Annotated in this window: 12 protein-coding genes and 1 tRNA gene; 6 read left to right on the top strand and 7 right to left on the bottom strand. The window is 69.7% G+C overall.

The window, feature by feature from the left end; genetic code table 11:
* Positions 1-2: 2 nt before the first annotated feature.
* Both ACFY3D_RS14225 and ACFY3D_RS14220 read left to right on the top strand, forming a co-directional pair.
* Positions 3-1,301 (top strand): CHAT domain-containing protein, encoded by a 1,299-nt coding sequence (locus tag ACFY3D_RS14225; RefSeq protein ID WP_389979198.1) that lies wholly within the window; start codon positions 3-5, stop codon positions 1,299-1,301.
* Positions 1,298-4,093 (top strand): hypothetical protein, encoded by a 2,796-nt coding sequence (locus tag ACFY3D_RS14220; protein WP_389979165.1) that lies wholly within the window; start codon positions 1,298-1,300, stop codon positions 4,091-4,093. Before ACFY3D_RS14225 ends, ACFY3D_RS14220 begins: the two co-directional genes overlap by 4 nt.
* Positions 4,094-4,238: 145 nt before the next feature.
* On the opposite strand, the gene ACFY3D_RS14215 is transcribed toward ACFY3D_RS14220, so the two are convergent.
* From ACFY3D_RS14215 to ACFY3D_RS14200, 4 genes are read right to left on the bottom strand one after another with little or no spacing between them, the layout of a single operon-like run.
* Entirely contained in the window at positions 4,239-5,912 is a 1,674-nt protein-coding gene (locus ACFY3D_RS14215; protein ID WP_389979163.1) for a hypothetical protein, read from the bottom strand.
* Positions 5,913-5,926: 14 nt separating this feature from the next.
* Entirely contained in the window at positions 5,927-7,837 is a 1,911-nt protein-coding gene (locus ACFY3D_RS14210) for a hypothetical protein (protein WP_389979160.1), read from the bottom strand.
* A gap of 20 nt (positions 7,838-7,857) precedes the next feature.
* Positions 7,858-8,877: a hypothetical protein gene (locus ACFY3D_RS14205; RefSeq protein ID WP_389979157.1), complete on the bottom strand. Its 1,020-nt coding sequence runs from the start codon at positions 8,875-8,877 to the stop codon at positions 7,858-7,860.
* The gene (locus tag ACFY3D_RS14200) at positions 8,874-10,340 is read right to left on the bottom strand and encodes a hypothetical protein (RefSeq protein WP_389979154.1); all 1,467 of its coding nucleotides are present in this window, start codon (positions 10,338-10,340) and stop codon (positions 8,874-8,876) included. Before ACFY3D_RS14200 ends, ACFY3D_RS14205 begins: the two co-directional genes overlap by 4 nt.
* Positions 10,341-10,644: 304 nt before the next feature.
* Between ACFY3D_RS14200 and ACFY3D_RS14195 the strand changes: the two genes are divergently transcribed.
* Together ACFY3D_RS14195 and ACFY3D_RS14190 are read left to right on the top strand one after the other, a co-directional pair.
* On the top strand, positions 10,645-12,048 hold the full coding sequence (locus ACFY3D_RS14195; protein WP_389979151.1) for a DUF4407 domain-containing protein: 1,404 nt from the start codon (positions 10,645-10,647) through the stop codon (positions 12,046-12,048).
* 6 nt (positions 12,049-12,054) lie between these two features.
* Positions 12,055-13,794 (top strand): protein kinase, encoded by a 1,740-nt coding sequence (locus ACFY3D_RS14190; RefSeq protein ID WP_389979149.1) that lies wholly within the window; start codon positions 12,055-12,057, stop codon positions 13,792-13,794.
* Positions 13,795-13,959: 165 nt separating this feature from the next.
* Here ACFY3D_RS14190 and ACFY3D_RS14185 read toward each other — a convergent pair.
* From ACFY3D_RS14185 to ACFY3D_RS14175, 3 genes are all read right to left on the bottom strand, one after another.
* Positions 13,960-14,036, bottom strand: a tRNA-Lys gene (locus ACFY3D_RS14185).
* A gap of 478 nt (positions 14,037-14,514) precedes the next feature.
* Positions 14,515-14,910 carry an OsmC family protein gene (locus ACFY3D_RS14180; RefSeq protein WP_362508142.1) on the bottom strand — a complete coding sequence of 132 codons (396 nt, stop codon included), beginning with the start codon at positions 14,908-14,910 and terminating at the stop codon, positions 14,515-14,517.
* Positions 14,911-14,997: 87 nt separating this feature from the next.
* Positions 14,998-15,321 carry a hypothetical protein gene (locus ACFY3D_RS14175; RefSeq protein WP_362508139.1) on the bottom strand — a complete coding sequence of 108 codons (324 nt, stop codon included), beginning with the start codon at positions 15,319-15,321 and terminating at the stop codon, positions 14,998-15,000.
* A gap of 842 nt (positions 15,322-16,163) precedes the next feature.
* Between ACFY3D_RS14175 and ACFY3D_RS14170 the strand changes: the two genes are divergently transcribed.
* Both ACFY3D_RS14170 and ACFY3D_RS14165 read left to right on the top strand, forming a co-directional pair.
* On the top strand, positions 16,164-16,544 hold the full coding sequence (locus ACFY3D_RS14170; protein ID WP_350944882.1) for a phage holin family protein: 381 nt from the start codon (positions 16,164-16,166) through the stop codon (positions 16,542-16,544).
* A 4-nt stretch (positions 16,545-16,548) separates the two neighbouring features.
* A complete protein-coding gene (locus tag ACFY3D_RS14165) occupies positions 16,549-18,099 on the top strand; it encodes an aromatic amino acid lyase (RefSeq protein WP_389979144.1) in 1,551 nt (516 codons plus the stop codon).
* The last annotated feature ends 38 nt before the right edge of the window (positions 18,100-18,137 follow it).

Below are 18,137 nucleotides of genomic sequence, written 5' to 3'. Positions count from 1 at the left end.
GCATGCCGAACGGGCTGCGCAGGGCACTGATCAACGGCGGACGTCCCTTCAACCCGCACGCCGCCGGACCGGCGCGTCCGCGGCCCCCCGGGGATCCCGGGGTGGCGGAGGCACCGGCCGGCGCCCCGGGGGCGGAGGTTTCCACGACGACCGTCCTTCCCTCCACCCCCGTCGACCCGACCGCCGGTCTGCCCCCCAGGACCGCCCGCCTGAACGTGTGGCGGGAGAGCGGCACCGGCAGGGAGAGTTACGGGCTCGCGGGGATCTGCTGCTGCGGCATCGCGCTCACCTACCAGAGACAGCCTCAGCAGGTGAGGCCTCCCAAGCTCGCCCTGGGAGACCTCATCCGTCGCGGCAGCGGCGGGGAGTCTCCGGTCGAGACGTTCTGGCGCCTCAGAAGCTGGTCCAAGGACGCGAGCGAGGGCCTCAAAGGCTTCATCTCCGCGATCCGCCGGGCGCACGGCGACGACGTACGCATGATCATCGAGGATTTCACGGGCTACGACCTCCCCTGGGAGTTGCTGCGGCACCGCGACAGGGGCCTGGCCGGTGAGTGGCTGGGCGCGCTGTTCCCGATCGCGCGCTCGGTGGGGACACCGCCCGCCGCGGTGACCGACTGCACCGGAGAGATCCTCGCCTACGTCGCTCCCGACATGTCCGACGACCGCGCCCTGCTGGATCGATTCCGGACGACCACCACGGACGTCACCCTCAAGGACCTGCTGAATCTCCTGGACGCGGAGGGCGACCCCGTCTCGCTGGTCTACGTGGCCTGCCACGGAAGATACGGGAACGCCGACAAGCCCTCCTCGGGAGCCGAGATCAAACTCCTCGAGGGCTCTCGCGACTCGAAGCGCGGGATCAGTCTCCGCCAGGTCCACGCGCGCGACCTGCTCCGCCTGGAACGAGCCGGCGGGCTCGTCTTCCTCAACGCCTGCCACTCCGCCAGGGAGAGGGTCGATCCCGACCTCGACAACACCGTCCTGCGCAGCTTCGCCAGGGTCTTCCTTGACGCCGGGGCCTCCGGGTTCATCGGGACCATGGGAGAGGTCGGCCTGAAACACGGGTACGACCTGGCGAAGAACCTGCTCGACGCGCTCTCCGAGAACCCGGGGACGCCCGTCGCCGTGGCCCTGCGCGACCATCGGAGAAGAGTGTCGGCCCCGATCGGGGACGACCTTGACGAGGACGACAAGGAGGCCGTCGGGAAGCTGCTCCCGTTCTTCTACGCCTTCATGTACGCGTACTTCGGAAGCCCGGAGACCACCCTGAGGCCGACGCCACGCGAGGAGACCCGGTGAGTCCGCCCACCATCCAGCTGGAGCCGCTGGTCAGCTGGCCCCGGACCATGACGGTGGGCCAGGAGTATCTGGTCACGGTGGACCTCAGGCTCGCGCGTCCCGGAGACGAGTGGCCGTACAGGGAGGAGGAGTTCGTCTTCAGCTGCATGCTCGACGGCGGGGAGCGGATCGCCGTCGAGTCGGTGGACGACATCTCGGTGATCCTTCACCGGTTCGGTGGCACGTACGGGCCCGCGAGGTTCGTCGTGACCGCGCGGGGAGAGGCCGGAGACCACAGGCTCCGGCTCAGCCTCAGCACCCAGAGGGGTGCCACCGTGAGGACCGACATGCTGCCCGTGCGCATCACCGCGCTCCCGTACGGGGAGGACCGCCGGGACGATCTTCAGGCGACACCCGGGATTCCCCTGCCCGGAGACCGGACGAGGCGGGAGAGGACCTGGATCGCCGCGATCCATCGGGGAGACGATCCCAGGCCGGTGGGCGCCGGAGTCCTCGTCGGCGAGAACCGGCTGCTCACCTGCGCCCATCTCGTCGCCCACACCGGCCACCGCTCCACGGAACGGTTGTGGGTGACCTTTCCCCGGGCGAACACGCCGACGCGTCGCTACGGCGCCTCGGTGGTCTCGGTGGGGACCTCGGTCGCGCCGTCGGCGACGTCTCCGGGCGGCCCCGCGTTCCTGCTGCTCGCGGAGCGCCCTTCAGCGGAGGTGGTCTCGGCGCCCCTACGGCTGGAGGAGGCGGACGACCTGGTGGGGCGGCGGTGGCTGGTGGAGGGGCAGGTCGACGTCGAGGGCCGGAGTGTGATCGTCAAGGGGATGATGGATCCCGCTTTCGCCCACGGGAACGTCACGCTCACCGCCGACCCGGGCCATCGGCTGGATCCCGGCCTCAGCGGCGCCCCGGTGTGGTCGCCGGGCTACGCGGCCGTCGTCGGAATGGTCGCCTCCGCCGACGACCTCGGCGGCGGGGTGGCGATCACGATGCGGGAGGTGAACAGACTGCTTCCCGGACAGCTGCCCGAGGCGCCCGGCAGCAGACCGGACCGGATGAACGGCCCGAACCTCTGGGGACGCCCCGCTCTCGTGCCTGACCCCGTCGCGTCGTATCCCGGTACCGGTGCCTCGCCGCCTGTCGGCATCGATTTCCTGGACGAAGCCGCCTACCTGATGGATGAGATGGACGCGCGTCCCGCTCCCGTGCCGCCGAAGCGGGCAGACGTGATCTTCGCCATCGAGATGTCCGGGAGGCACGAGACGGTCCAGCGACGCAGGCAACTGGCCGCGGACATCATCGAACGGCTCGCGGTCACCTACCCCGGCGAGGTGAACGTCGCGGTCGTCGGCTACACCTACCACGACTACAAGCGCCGCGGCGACGGGCGCCGGCCGGTGGTCACCGGCTCCTGGCTGGAACCCGCGGAGGACGCCCTGGAGTCACTGGCGCAGCTGGAGTCGACGTCGGAGGTCTTCCCCGGGGCGGCTCCCCTGGAGGACGCGCTGCACTACATCGACGAGCGCCTTCCCCCCGATGAGCAGGACCGGCCCGTCGTCCTGCTGGTGCTGGCGGGGCAACCGCCCCACCCGGCGAGGGCGAGCCGAGACGCCGCGCTTCCCTGCCCGAACCGCTACGACCACCGGAAACTGACCGATCGGCTCGCCGAGCGCGGGGTGCGTCTCATGGCCGTCACCGACGCCCCACCCGGCCGGGTGTCCCCGCACCTGCGAAGGATCGGCGCCGACCACTCCGTGGAACTGCGGCGGGCCGACCCCGCCGCCCTCGTGGACGCGATGGCCATACGAAACGTCGCGTCCGCCGGGAGTCCCGTGCTCACGCGCGTGACCGCGGCCGGGCGCGACCTGGCAACCGACCCCGAATACATCGTGCGCCGCATCGGGTTGCTGGGCGCCGTGGGCAGCGGCAAGTCGGCCTTTCTCGGCGCGCTCAGCGTGGCGGTCCTGCGCCAGGACTCCGGCCTGTCGGTGCTGGGTGCCGACAGCGCGGCGGCCGCTCGGCTCGTCGAACTCACCGACGCCCTCGTGCGGGAACGCAGGTTCCCCCCGGCGAGCGCCGACCTGGACGACGCGGAGGTGACGATCCGGACGAGCCGGTTGTCCCGGGGCTTCATGGGAATGGGGCGCCGTGAGACCGGCGTCGTCCTCCACCTCGGCTCCATGACCACCTCAGGCAGGCCGCGCGAGGACATGGCACGATGGCTCGCCGCCTGTGACGATCTGATCTATCTCTTCGACCCCCTCCGCGAATCCGGGTGGGACGACGCCACCGGCTTCTTCCTGAGGACGCTGCCGAAGCTCGGCCTGCCTCTCGACGAGACCGGTCGCCTGCCGCACCGTCTCGCGGTCTGTGTGACCAAGTTCGACGACTACAGGGTGCTGGAGACGGCCAACCGGCTGAGACTGCTCACGACCGACCCCGAGGACCCCTTCCGGTTTCCCCGGGTGGTCGGCGAGGACGCCGAGGAGTTGTTCACGCAGTTGTGCGGGTTGTCGGACGTGTACCCCGGCATGTTTCCCAACGTCCTCGGTCGTCTGTTCCACGAAAACCGGACCAGATACTTCGTGACCTCGTCGATCGGCTTCTATCTCGATCCCAGGAAGAGGCTTTTCGACATGGAGGACTACCAGAACATCGTTCCGGCGGCCCCCGGATCCGAGGGCCTCCAACCGGCCTCCTCCACCGAATCCGGTGCCCACCCCGCCGGTGAGGTCCGGGTACGCGGCGAGGTGCATCCGATCGACGTGGAGAAGCCCTTCCTCTGGCTGGCGCAGCCGTGAGGCGGAGCGCTCCGGGGTCCTTCTCTCCCCGGTCCGAGGCCGGAGGCGTGCGCGGTAGGTGATCCGAGGCGGCGCGGGAGCGTGCTGCTTCCGTGACAGGGGAACGTGCGTGCGCGACGGATCGGGACCCTCCGGGATGTCATCGCTAGAGCTGGAATTTCTCGAAGGTCTTTGACGTGATGCCCCCCTGGACGAGGAGCTCGCGGAAGACGAGCTGCGCGAGCAGTTGGCGGGCGGGGGCGTCGCACAGCAGTGCGAGCGCGGCGAGCCGCGGCACCGGCAACACTTCGGTATGAGAGGTGAAGGCCTCCCGTAACTCGTCGGAGTCGATGGACGAGCCGTAGTCGGCCACCAGCAGGACGAGGCATCTCTCGAACCGGCTGTCCGCGTCGGTCCCCTCAAGCCGCTCGATCGCGGCCCTGAGACGTGCGCGGCCCCGCAACGCCGTGCCGATGCCGGCCCGCTGTGAGGGCTTGGCGCAGCGGGCCGCGAGTTCCGAGCACACCAGCCGCACGACGGAGGTGTCGATCGGCTCCCGTTCTCCCGCCTCGACCAGTTTCTCGACGGAGAGCGACGCGAGGGCCGGCGCGGACCGGCGCGGGTCGAGGCGGCCGGCGAGCCGCACCGTGACGGCCGGATCGGCCACCGGCATCCGGGACAGCGCGGTCAGGAGCCGTGCGGGAACCGGATCCACGTCCCTGAAGATCTGCTCAAGCCCGTCCACGGTGAGCTTGGGCCCGTAGGCCACGCTCAGCACCAGGTCGTAGAGATGCTCCTGGACCGACGGGACCAGGACGGGACTACTGGCCAGGAGGCGGCGGTCGCTCACGATGTTGCGGCGGCGACGCACGCCGCCGTTCACGGCGGCCGAACCCCGCAGCGCGTCGAGCCGGGCCAGGTGATCGGGGATCAGGCCGACCTGCCCCTCCTCGATGCTGTCGGCGCAGGCGATCAGCAGGTCGTCGATCGACGTGTGGGAGGGTTCGCCACCGGACTCGACGATCGAAGGGACGACCTCCAGGTCCTCCGTGGAGAACCTTCGCTGCCCGGTGTCGCGGGCGAACCGCGCGATCAGCCCGGCGAGTCCCTTCTCCATCCCGCTCGCCAGCATCTCGTGGTAGCGGTGGGCGACGGGATGGCTCTCGGGAACGCTCACCTCCTGCTTCCAGGCGATGGTGAGCGCGTTCTCAGAGGGGTGATCGGCGAAGAACAGCCTGCTCCGGTGACCGGTCGCGAGGGGAGCCCACGTCGAGGCGATCAGTTTGGTCCTGAAGCCGTACGGGAGCAGCGCGGCCACCGTGTCCAGGAACCTGAGCCGGTCGAGCAGCGACACTCCACCGCCTTCGACGACGCAGACCTTTTTCCCGGTGAGCAGGAGGGCCGCCGCGCCGATGACGGTCTGGTCCACGGCCTCGGCGGTGACCTCGGCGTCCAGTGCCGGCGGGTCGATGACGAGCGGACCGCCGTCCGGCGGTCTCTGATCTTTCAGCGCCCGGTAGAGCCGCTCGTAGGAGACGGGGCCGAAGGCGGCCTGCGCGTAGGGCACGCAGAAGCAGCGGGTGACCGCTATCTCCCGGCCCAACCCGTCGAACGTGCCGGACCACTCCTGGACGGCGAGGAAGATGTGCGCGTCCTCGGCGGCGCCGGCCCAGGCGATCGTCACCTGGGGGAGCTGCCTGGGGGTCGTCATCGCGTACCGCTCGACGAGCTCGGAGAAGCCCGAGCGGGGGATCCGTCCCTGACCGCAGGACAGGACCTCGGGCAGGCCCTTGCTCCCGGGGGACATGCCCCACAGCGCCCACTCGACGGTTATCGGCATGGCCGGCCTCCCACTCAGGGACCCGGGATGAGCATGAGGAACTCCACGAGCGCGATGATCGCGAACGTGATGATGAGGAAATACAGGGTGAAGACGGGTACGGGATACTCGGCCCTTTTACCGCGGCGCCCGCGTCCGAACCACCTCTTCCTCGGCGGATCGGCCGCGGTCAGGCTGCCCACGCCCGACTCGGATTCGAGCAGCAGTCTCTCGGCCTTCTCGATGTTCTCGTACTGGAGGCCGGAAGCGCGCACGAGGTTGACAGCGGACTTCTTCACCGCGTCCCCCGCGCCCTTGCCGAACAGGAGCACCGCGGTGGTGAACAGGGGCGCCGACCGCCCACCCGAGGAGCGGATGACCTCCTCGAACTGTTTGGGGCCGAACTCCTGCCCGTAGGCAGCACCCAGCAGGTCGCGGAGCCTGTCGAACCGGGCCTGGCCTCCGGCCGGATGAAGCCCGCTGATCGCGTCGGCGAGATAACCGTGCTCGCGCAGGGCCTCGGCGATCTGGTGGTCCTCGGCATCGCCGCCACCCCGCTCGACGAGCTCGTCACAGACGATCTTCACCACCAGCTTGTCACAGCGCTGCCACGCCGCCGCCGCGACCAGCTCCCTGGTCTGCATCGGCTTGAGCGTCTCCTCCAGCTTCTCCGGGCCCTGCTCGTACGCCGCGTTTATGGAGGCGACCAAATCGGGGAGTCTGTGAACGATCGCCGTCGTCGGCGCCCTGTCCTGCCGAGCCACCTCCTGGGTGATCCCGTCCATCTGCGGCGCGGACGTGGCCTCCGGGCCGTATTCGATCATCTGGATCACCGCGGACAGCCGGCCCTGCAGATTTTCGGGCAGGACGTCCTTCAGCTGCCGCAGCCGAAGGTCCTTGATGATTTTCTGGTATCGGGCCCGCTCTTCGCCCGTGAACTGCAGCCCTCGGGTCGAGACAGCATCGTCCAGTCTTTGGATGGCATCTCTGATCTCGGCCGTCTCTCCGCGTTTGACGGCATCGGCGCACTCGGTCAGCAGCCCTGCCACCGAGTCCTGAGCGCGCGGGGACACGGGCGGGGGCATGAGTGCGGGCGGGGAGGGTCTGAACCCCCGTAGGAGGTCCAGCGCACGGGCCCTGCCGTTCTTGCCGAACGTGAGCGGTTCGGTCCGCGAGGCGAGCCAGCCGACCAGATCGGCGTCCGGATCGTGACGCGCCAGCAGGGTGAGGTAACGGTACGCGTCCTCCTCCCGATCGGGGATCTCCGCCGGCCGTCCCCAGACGACCGGGTATGTCCCTGCCGGGACGTGCTGGGTGAACGCGAGCCTGATCTTGTGGTCGGCGGTGCTGCTCGCCCAGGTCGACGCCGTCAGCCTCGCGCGCATGCCGTACGGGAGCAGCGCGGCCACCGTGTCGAGGAATCGCAGACGCTCGATCATCGGAACGGCCTCGCCACCCACGACGCAGACGTGCTGACCGGTCATGAGCAGCGCGGCCGCGTAGATGGCCGTCCGGTCGATCCTCGCCGCGACCGCGCCGGAGTCGAGCTCGGGAACGGAGACGACAAGTTGCCTGTCCGTGGGCAGCAAGACCCCCCCGAGGGCCTGGTGGAGATCTTCGTAGGACACGGGGAAGGCGGGCTGGGCGATGTGGGCGTACGGCAGGCAGAAGTAGTGGGTGCGGGCGATCCTGCGGTGCCGCCTGTCCTCCTCGTCCGACCAGCTCTGGATGGCCAGGACCAGGTGCGCGTCGTCCCCGCTGCCCACCCATGCGATCACGACCTGGGGCAGTTCCTCGGGAGTGCCGATCGTGTAGACGGTCCTGATGTCCTCGAAGTCGTCGCGGCTGAGCAGCCCCTCGCTGCAGGCGAGGATCCGGTAGTCGTCACCGCTGCCGGGGGGTTTTCCCCCGACCGCCCATTCGAACGGCAGTCGCACCGTGCTCATCGGCCAGTCCTCCTGATCGGCTACGGCGCGGAAATCCGCTGCCCGAGCCAGAGCATCGGCTCCATCACATTGATGGGACGCACCTCACCGCGTATCCGAATCTCGGTGTTGTATCGGGTCTCGGAGGCCGACTCACCGTCCACCGGCCGGGAAATCGTCGGAACAAGATTCTGATAGTCGTCCATGTCGAAGAGCTTGTTCTTCGGACCGACATAGAAACCAATCGATGACGTGACAAAGTACCTAATTCGGTCTTCACGGAAAAATCGCCCAATAGCATTCAGCACCATATCCGCGTTTCCGCTCGCCGACACCCTGCACAGCTGCTGGAACAGCTCTTTCGCGTCGTCGTTCGCCACCCGGGGAAACCCGAAGGGATCCTCGGGGTCGGTCGTGAGCAGCCTCAGCCGCTTCGCCGTCTCCAGCACCTTGAAGTCGTCGAACTTGGTGATGCAGACCGCGAGATGGTGCGGCAGCTTGCCGTCCGTCACCGCGGATCCGGCGATCACCTGCTCGGCGAGCTGGGCCAGGGCCCCGTAGAAGTATTCGAACGCGTCACCGTCCTCGTTCTCCCTGATGGGATCGAAGAGGAAGACGATGCCCCTGCTGTGCACCAGGTTGCGGAGCAGGTCCTGCTGGGAGGCGCCACCTCCTCGCTGGTTGCCGAACGCCCCGCCGGGCGGGTCGAGGAGATTGATGCCGATCTTGAGGGCACGGGGCGTTCTTGACCTGCGAAACCAGCGTGTACGCCGCTTGTGCCGCCCCACCAGGAACCAGTTGTAGTTGTCCAGCCCCTGCGTCGCCGGAGGGAACACCTTGTCCCGCGACAGTGCCGTGGTCTTCTCCGTCAGAAAGCTGGTGGACTGGGCGTCCGCGCCCACGACGCTCCAGTCGCCCTCCTGGCGGAGCAGGGCGATGTTGAGCGCGGCGAGAAGCGTGGTCTTCCCACTGCCCGGAGCGCCCCACATCGCGATGTTGGGCAGCGAACGCTCGGATCCGAGGTCGGGAGCCACGCGCTGCCCGCTCCACATGTTCGTCATGGCACCTCAATCAGGGGGAAGGGGATCGGTTGGTCCTGAGGCGCCGTCAGACCGAGCTCGGCACCGAACTCTCGGATGTCCAGAGCGTCCAGCCAGGTCAGCGCGGTGGCACCCAGGCGGGACCAGACGGGGTCGGCCTCTCCGACGTCTCGGTCGCAGATCGCTCCGAACGCGATGCCGGGGTGCTGTCCGAGCCGGCGCAGCAGCGCGCGCCAGTCGTGGCGATACGGGCAGGGCAGGATCGTCCCGTTCACCCTGGCCGGATGCGGCGGCCGGTCGCCGACCGTGAGGAGCACCGTCCGCTCGGCCTCTCCCTCACCGATCCGGCCGGCCACCACGGCGAGCATGTCCTCCAGCTGCGCACCGTGCGGGTGGCCTTCCGGCGCCGGGTCGCGCTCCTCCAGGCGGGACAGCGAGGCGAGGGCCTGCCCGGGAGGAGCCAGCCAGTCCGCGACCTCGACCTTCACCTCGGGGACCCTCCGGTCGTAGGAGTGCGCACCGTAGGCGACCAGTGAAACCCGGAGGAAACCCGAGGGGTCCGCGGACATCCTCGTGATCATCTGACGGATGCGGTCGAGCCGCGTCGTGACGTCACCCGGAGCACCGCTGATCTCCACCGCGCAGATCAGGTGCCGCGAGCCGTCCCGGGGGTCGAGCCGGCGCGGGACCGCCTCGACCAGGTCGGCCCAGCTGCGGTCGTCGTCCACCAGCCCCGGCAGACCGAGGAAACGGACCCGGCCGGGTCTCTCCAGCTCGACCGTGAAATCGTGAAGGCCGGGAACGAGTCTCGCCGACTGCACCGACAGCAGCAGCGGCCTCCGCCCCCAGGCCACCACGGCGAACGCGGTGCCCCTCTCGTCACCCGCCTCGCAGCGAGCGCTGACCTCGGCGACCGCGCCGGGCCTCGCCCCGATGCCGAACAGCTGGTGAGCGGCGAGTTCGAGCTCACCCGTCACCGCGCTCCGCCTCAGCACGACCAGCTCGTACGGGCGGTCCAGCGGGTCGTTCCCGACGACCTCGCGCAGCAGCGCGTCGACCCGCACGTCCGCCTGGACGAAAGCCATCGCCTCAGGGCACGCCGCGTGCAGCCAGGTCATCGCCTGCCCGGCCAGCGGGCTGTCGGGGAAGGAGCAGACAAGGATCAGCATGTCATGGGAGTGGACGTCCGCGGCGCGGAGGACGGCTTCCTCCGTGGGATCCTGCCTCGCGGCATCACGCCGCGCGGGGTCCTGCCACGTGAGGTCGCCCCGCGCGAAATCGCGCCCGCGCTCCCCCGACAGAGAGGTCCACGGGATCACCGGGGTGAACCGGCAGCGCGGCCTGCCCAGGTCGTCGCGGCGCAGGTGGAACGTGGTGATGCCGTCGGCGGCCACCTCCACCACGGTCAGCCCCCCGGACTCGTCGAGTCCCGCGACCGCCCCGGCGAGAGCCTTGCGGAGCGGAACCTCACCCGGCTCGGTCACCTGATGGCCTCCGTAACGCGTCTGAAGAAAGGCGCGGAGCACCGTCGGCGCGACGACTCCGCCCGCCTCCCGAAGCCCTCGGCGAATTCCCGAACATCTGCGGCGTAATTCCCTTTCCGCCTTTTGTCAAGGTCGCGACGGCCTCACAATGATCATCTCCGGGCACTGCCCGGACCTGATTTCCCTGCGGTATAAGGAATCACACCTTACGGAATTATAATAGTGTCCATGTCATGGCGACGCCCCGCGCTCGTGACCTAAAGTTCATAGCCGCCGGTTCGAGCGCCATTCGGAAGGGGAATAGATGAGGACACTCCTGATTGCCCTGTCCGGCGCACGCCCAGAAATCCTGAAGCTCTGCCCGACCGAGCAGGGCAAGTTCGAGGGCATCGGCGGGGCGGTGCTCACCACCAGCGTGCTGGCGGTCGTGTCGATGACGTTCGCCCTCAACTCCGCGCTCGGCGTCTCCCTCCTCATCGCCATTCCCGCCAGCCTCGTCTGGGGCCTCGCCATCATGAGCCTCGACCGCTGGCTGGTCAGCACCATGCACGCCGACGGGTCGCGCCGCTGGCGGGTGGCCCTGCCGCGGATCCTCATGGCCGTGCTGCTCGGCATCGTCATCTCCACCCCGCTGGTGCTGCAGATCTTCAAATCCGAGATCGACGCGCAGATCGTCCAGATCAAACAGCAGCGCGCCAACGAATTCGCCACGCGGCAGAGCGCGGGCAGCGTCGGGCGTGAAGTCGACGACCTCCGCAAGGAGGTGACCGCTCTCCAGAACGTGATCACTTCGGAGGGCGACGTCCCGCTGGATCCCGCCAAGGACCCGAAGGTCAAGTCACTGACGGCCGAGCGCGACGCCCAGCAGAAGCAGACCGAGAAGCTCTACGACGAGTGGCAGTGCCAGCTCTACGGCGGCAAGACGTGCCCGCGCAAGGGCAACGGCCCCCTCGCCCAGGCCAGTGAGAGAACGTACGAGAAGGCCAAGAGCCGGGTCGACCTGCTCAACCGGCAGATCGAGGAGCGCAAGGCGGAGCTCACCGCCACGGACGAGAACAGCAGGTCAGAGCGCCTCGCCCAGGCGAGGCAGGCACTGCCCAAGACCCAGGAGTCGCTCGACGCCGCCGTGCGGCGCCAGAGCGACCTGCAGAACGCGTTCGACGCGGAGAACCGCGCCACCGGCGGGCTGCTGATCCGGCTGCAGGCGCTCAACGAGGTGTCCGGCGAGGACATCACCCTCAGGTTGACCCACCTCCTGCTGATCCTGCTGTTCCTGCTGATCGAGTGCCTGCCGGTCGCGGTCAAGCTGATGCAGAAGCCGGGCAACTACGAGAAGATCCTCAACCTCGCCGCGAAGCAGGAGTTCCGCGACGCGCGAGACAGTTACAGCTCCCAGTTCGGTTCCGCCATCCCCTCACCGGGTTCCGCGACGCGGCAGGACCCCGGCGACGACCCCGCATCGATATGGGACATCTGGGAGGAGCCAGACCCGTTACGCGCCGCCCACAGGGTGCAGACTCCGGCCGGGCCGTCGAACACCGCGCGGATGACCGACCCTCGCACCCCGGACGGCGACCTCTACTCCGCCGAGGACGACATGCTGCGCGCGATGCCGAACACCCGGGCGTTCCGCAGATCCGACTCCGGCGGCGGCCCCGCGGGCGAGCGGCCCGGCAGGATCGAGCTGTTCCCCGATGACGACGACTGATCCTGCGTGACCCCCGAGACGAACGGCCGCGCGGTCAACGGCCGCTACCGGCTCCTGTCCGTGATCGGCAGCGGCGGGATGGGCAACGTGTGGCTCGCCGAGGACGAGATGCTCGGCCGCCGCGTCGCGCTCAAGGAGCTCGTCCTGTCACCGAACGGAGAGGCCCTGTCCGTGCGCCGCCGGCGCGTGCTGCGCGAGGCGCGGGCCGCGGCGCGGATCAGGCACCCCGGCATCGTCGAGGTCTACGACGTGGTCGTGCAGGACGACCTCTCCTGGATCGTGATGGCCTACGTCAAGGGCCACTCGCTCCAGGACCTGATCGAGCGCGGCCCCCTCGACGAGCGCCGGACCGCCGAGATCGGCGGGCGGGTGCTGGCCGCGTTGACCGCCGCGCACCGGGCCGACGTGCTTCACCGTGACGTGAAGCCCGCCAACATCCTCCTCGGCGAGGAGGGCGAGGTGTTCCTCGTCGACTTCGGCATCGCCCACATCGTCGGTGAGGGCCGCCTCACCTCGCAGAACACCTTCGCGGGCACCCTGGAGTACATGGCGCCCGAACGGATCAACGACCTCCCTTCGGGACCGCCCGCCGACCTGTGGTCCCTGGGCGTCACCCTCTTCCACTCCCTGGAGGGCCACTCCCCGTTCCTCCGCGGCAGCGTGCCGGCCACCATGAAGGCCATCGCCTTCGACGCCCCTCCCCCCCTCACCCGTACGGGGGCACTGTCCGACGCGGTCGTCAGGCTGCTGCGTAAGGCACCCGAGCGGCGGATGGACGCCCGGGAGCTCAAGGAGGTTCTGAGGTCGATCGTCGACGCCCCTCGGGGTCACCCCGCGCAGCACCGATCCCGCCCCGCTCCCGCATCCCCTTCTCCCGGCTTCACGCCCTCGCCTCCACCGCCTCGCCGCGAGGCGCCCCCCGCCTCTCCCCCACCTCCGCCGCACCGTCGCCAGGCGACCCCCGCGTCTCCCCCACCCGACCTCACCCCCTCACCTCCCTCCCCCCACCTCGCCCACTCCCCCTCGCGCCGCCCCGTGCCCGCAGTCGCGGATCGCACGCCGGAGAGGTCCGTGGACCTCGGAGGGCTGGATCCGGCGGAAACCGCACGGGTTCTCGGCGCCATGGCGACCTCATCCGCGGCGCGGCTGCTCGCCCGCCTTCCCACGGAGTCCGTCCAGCGGGTGCTGATCCGGATGGAAGCGGGCGTCGCGGCGGCGATCCTGCTGGAACTGTCCGCGGCGAGGGCCGCCTCGATCCTCGGCGCGGCTCCGGCGAGGACCGGCGGCGCCGTGCTGAACGTGATGGCGGCCAAGCCTCAGGAGGCCGCCGCGATACTGCGAGCGATGGGAACGGCCCGCGCCGGCCAGGCACTGAGCCACGTCGACCCCGGGCGGGGCGGCGCCCTGCTGGGCGCCGTTCCCCCCGGTGAGGCCGCGAAGATCCTCGCGTGCACGGACACCCGGACCACGGCCGGAATCGTCCGAGCCCTCTCGACGGGCCCGCTCGCCATCCGCCTGATCGAGACGATGCCGGCGAAAAGAGCGTGCGGCGTGCTCGGCTACCTGCCCCCGGCCATCATCGCCGGACTGCTCGGATCCTCCTCCGACGGCCGTGCCGACCGCCTGCTCAACGGGCTCGACGACGCCGTACGCGCTCAGGTCCTGCGCCACCTGCATCCGCCGAGGGAGCAACGGCCGCGCGGGGGAGGGGCACCTCCGGAAAACCCGGGTGGTGGCCGGAGGTGACCGCCGGACGACGACCGGGTGAGGACCGGGTGAAGGTCTGGCGGAAGCCGGACAAGCACCGGACGACGACCGGATGAAGGCCCGCGGTAGGGGCGGGGCGAGGCCGGAAATGACTGAGGGCACCCCCGCGATACGGAAGGTGCCCAGGTCATCGGCTTGAGCCGGTGGTGCGCCGCCAGGGACTCGAACCCCGGACCCGCTGATTAAGAGTCAGCTGCTCTAACCAACTGAGCTAGCGGCGCTTGCGACGGAGGTAACTCTAGCAGCAGCCTCAGCGCGCTCGCACCCCGGTTGATCCCGGTCGGACCCTGTGCGGATCCGCCAGTGAGTCGCCCGGGGTCCGGACCCGCCGCTGAACAGACGCGGGGCCGGACAGTCCCCCAACTGTCCGGCCCCGGCCTCTTCGCGGGCTTTGCCGTCGTCTCCCCCAAGACTCGGGCGGCTCCGCTCAGGAACGCGATCCCCCTCGCGTTCTTATCCGGTGAAAAGTCTCTGCAACGCTCCCCCCGGGCTTCGCAGACCCCTCGACCTGCAACAACACTACCTAGTCAAATGCAACGAGCGCGTCATCCAAAGGTTGATTTTGCGCCTACACCCAACCTTGACCCGGTATCACCGAAGCGCCGTCAGCCCTGCGGGCACGGGAAAACGTGCCGTCGAGGAGGCGATCGCATTGGTTCGGGGTCGGTGGCGCATCGGCTGGGGCGCCCGGCGGGGTCGTCAGGGGAGTTCGAGATTGATCTCGGTATTGTCCTTCAGAGCGCGGCTCACCGTGCAGTACTTCTCCTCGACGCGGTGGGCCACGGCGCGGAAGACCTCGGCGGCCTTCTCGTCGCCCTCGGGCAGTTCCACGTCGTAGGTGATGGTGATCGGCCCCAGCCTGGAGGTCTCGATCTTCTCGGCCTGGACGGTCATGGCGAGACGGACCATGCGGTGGCCGCGCTGGGCCGTGAGCGGCTCCACGGTGACGATGTTGCAGCCGCCGAGCGCGGCGAGCAGCAGCTCGACGGGGGTGAACACCCCCTGCTCGTCACCGCCGCCCATCGCGACCTCGGCTCCGCGGTCGTTACGCGCCACGAACCCGTCCTCGGTCCGCTCCACTCTCACCTGTGCCATGGCGTCCCTCCCCTGAGAACCTGCCGATCACCCTACAGAGGCTCGCAGGCGGAGGAACGCCCGGGTTGAGGCGGCAAGGAGACTCCCTCAGGCTTCGGGATGTTTGGAGAGGTATTCGATGTAGAACGGTCGCAACGCCTCTCCCAGCTCTCCGTGGCCCGAGGCCATCGCATCGCTGAGCAGGGCCGAGACCTTGCTGAGGTCGTTGGTCGTCTCAGTCTCGCTGCCCGTGGACGCATTCGCCGCGGGGATCAACGTGAGCAACTCCCACAGAAAGCCGAGATCTCCGTGGTGCACGGCGTAGTGCACCGCGCGATCATGCAGTTCCTGGGCCGACAGCGTCTCAAGCTCGTCCGTTTCCAACAGACCCACCCCCTCACGCCCCTTCTGCCCCGAGAATATGACCATCATGCGCAATTGACGGTATGCACCGTCAGCGCGTCGGCCGTGGCGACGTTTTTCCCGTGGTGGCGCCGCGAAAGCAGGTCGATGAACGCCCGAAGGGCGTTCTCCGCCCGTCGACCATGGTCCCAGCTGAGATGATCTTGGTCTCACAGAGTCATGGGGCCACTTCGTCGATCATGTCCGCCGACCTGGTTTCCGTCCCGGACCCGGCTTCCGTCCCCGGCCTGGGTTCCGTCCCCGCACCGGCTTTCGTCCCCGCACCGGTCCCGGGACCGGGCTTGGGTGGAGGGCCCGGCTTCGGCGGAGGCCCCGGCTTGGGAACCGGCCCCGGCCTGGGCGGAGGTCCCGGCTTGGGGACAGGACGTGATTCGGTCCCGGGTTCCGCACCGGGTTTCGTTCCGGCTCCCTCCTCGGGACTCCTCCCGGCCCCCGTCCCGAGCCCCCTCCCGGGTTCCCCCCCGGGGCTCCTCCCGGCTCGCGCGGACGGCTCCCCCTGTCGGTCGGCGGACGATCGGTTATCGGACATGATGCGGCCCTCCTCGGCGATTCGTGCTCCTCACCTGGGACTCTCCCATCCGGCGGAGGTCCTTCCCGCCGAGGAACGGCACGCCTGACAGGATCTCGCCACTTTCATGACCGCATACGGTCACGGATGCGAAACTCTCCACGGGAGCCGGGGGCGGCTCGCCGTCCCGCCGATCGGGGCGACCGGTGCCTCCGTGTCACCCGGTGACGATCGGAGCCGCAGATGCCGGGGCGATACAGCAGACTCCCTGTTATACGCATATATCCACTCTCAAGATGTGGACCTATCGCCCGTCCAACCATCCATGCGAGGATGCCGAAACGTGAAAATACTCATCAAAATAGTGGTCGTAGCAGCCGCTCTATGGGCGGCGACCCAACTCGTGAGCGGTATCGCCGTGTCCGCGGCGAGCCCGGCCAAGGAGATCGGCACGCTCGTCGTCGTCGCCCTCATCTTCGGGGTCGTCAACGCGGTCCTGAAGCCGATCATCGCGACGCTCGGCTGCGCCTTCTACATCCTCACACTCGGCCTGTTCGCCCTGGTGGTCAACGCCGGTCTGCTGCTGCTGACCAGCTGGATCGCCGAGCAGCTCCGGGTTCCCTTCCACGTCGACGGCTTCTGGGCCGCGTTCTGGGGAGCGATCGTCATCGCCCTGGTCAGCTGGCTGCTCGACCTGATCTTCGACGCGATCGTCGGCGACTGAGCGGATGACCTTCGTCCTTGACGGCGCCCACCTGACCTGCGAGCAGGTCGACCGGGCGGCCCACGGCTCCGGGATCGCGCTGGGCTCCACCGCCCGCGCGCAGGCGGCGTGGCGGATGGCCGGCCTGCTCAACGGGCCCGTGTACGGCCGGACCACCGGGGTGGGCGCCAACAAGGACGTGGAGACCGAGGACACCGGCCTGGATCTGCTCCGCAGCCACGCGGGCGGCGCCGGGCCGACGATCGAGGCGTTCCGCGCCCGCGCCACCCTCGTCGTCCGTCTCAACCAGTTGCTGGCCGGCGGCTCGGGGGTCGACCCGGCCCTCCTTCCCGTTCTCGCCGCCGCCGTCAACCTGGGCCTCACCCCGCCGATCCGCACCTACGGCGCCATCGGCACCGGCGACCTCACCGCCCTCGCCACCACCGCGCTCTGCCTCCTCGGCGAGCTTCCCTGGACCCGGCCCTCGGACACCGTACGGATCGAGGCACCAGCCGGGGACACCCGGAATCCCCCGACCGAGGCCGAGACCAGAACCGGGACCGGAACCGAAGCCGGGACCCAGGCCGGAGCCGGGACCTGGACCGACACCCGAGCCGGGACCGGCACCGGGACCGGGGACACCCGGTCCTGGGAGCGAGCCGAAGGCGGCCCTCCGGGGACGCGGCCGGGGGATCCCGTACCCCGGTTCGCGCTCGCCTCCGTCGACGCGCTGCCGTTCATCAGCTCGGGCGCGGCGACCCTGGCGGACGCGGCGCTGGCCTGTCACCGTCTGGGGGTCCTCCTGTCCGCCGCCACGGCGGTCGCGGCCCGTTCCTTCCGGGCGATCGAGGCCTCGCTCGAACCGCTCTCCCCCGTCGTGCAACGCGGCGCCGAGCAGACCGAGGTGGCGGCCGGGCTGCGCGCCCTGGTCGGCTCCACCAGCCCGCGCCGCGTTCAGGACCCGTACGGCTACCGGGCCTTTCCGCAGGTCCACGGAGCCGTGCTCGACGCCCTCGGACGAGCGGAACGAACGATCACCGAGGAGATGAACGCGGCTCCCGAGAACCCGCTGATCGCCGGTGGCCGGGCCTGGCACAACGGCAACTTCCACTCCGCGCGGGTCGCGCTCGCCCTCGACGCCCTGCGGTCCGCGCTCGTGCAGACCGCGACGCTGAGCGCGGCCAGGCTCGCCACCCTGAACGACCCGGCCCACACGGGACTGCTCCCCTTCCTCGCCGAGCGTCCCGGACTGTCCGGGGTGATGATCCTCGAATACGTCGCGCACTCCGCCCTGGCCGAGCTGCGCCACCTGGCCGCCCCGGTCACCCTGGGCGGCGCCGTGCTCTCCCTCGGCACCGAGGACCACGCGAGCTTCACCCCGCAGGCGGCCCGCTCCGCGCTCGCCGCCGCCGAACCGCTGGAGATCGTCCTGGCGTGCGAGCTGGTGGCCTCCGTACGAGCCCTGCGGCAGCGCGGCCTGCCCTGCGACCTGCCGCTCGATCCGGCGATGCGCGACCGCCCGCTGGACGCCGACCTCGACGCGGCGCGCGGGCTCCTGCCCGGTCTCGTCCCCTGAGACCTCCGAGTTCTTCACGACCCGTGAGGTTCACGTGG

Origin of the sequence: Streptosporangium sp. NPDC000509 (assembly GCF_042898365.1) — a bacterium.
Classification (GTDB): Bacteria; Actinomycetota; Actinomycetes; order Streptosporangiales; family Streptosporangiaceae; genus Streptosporangium.
Note: the sequence above shows the minus strand (reverse complement) of the source record. Positions and strands in the feature narration are given on the sequence as shown.

Coding starts and splice junctions, on each gene's coding strand:
- ACFY3D_RS14215 (WP_389979163.1), bottom strand. CDS start 5,912: ATGCCGATAACCGTCGAGTGGGCGCTGTGGGGCATGTCCCCCGGGAGC.
- ACFY3D_RS14165 (WP_389979144.1), top strand. CDS start 16,549: ATGACCTTCGTCCTTGACGGCGCCCACCTGACCTGCGAGCAGGTCGAC.
- ACFY3D_RS14180 (WP_362508142.1), bottom strand. CDS start 14,910: ATGGCACAGGTGAGAGTGGAGCGGACCGAGGACGGGTTCGTGGCGCGT.
- ACFY3D_RS14205 (WP_389979157.1), bottom strand. CDS start 8,877: ATGACGAACATGTGGAGCGGGCAGCGCGTGGCTCCCGACCTCGGATCC.
- ACFY3D_RS14210 (WP_389979160.1), bottom strand. CDS start 7,837: ATGAGCACGGTGCGACTGCCGTTCGAATGGGCGGTCGGGGGAAAACCC.
- ACFY3D_RS14225 (WP_389979198.1), top strand. CDS start 3: ATGCCGAACGGGCTGCGCAGGGCACTGATCAACGGCGGACGTCCCTTC.
- ACFY3D_RS14195 (WP_389979151.1), top strand. CDS start 10,645: ATGAGGACACTCCTGATTGCCCTGTCCGGCGCACGCCCAGAAATCCTG.
- ACFY3D_RS14175 (WP_362508139.1), bottom strand. CDS start 15,321: ATGATGGTCATATTCTCGGGGCAGAAGGGGCGTGAGGGGGTGGGTCTG.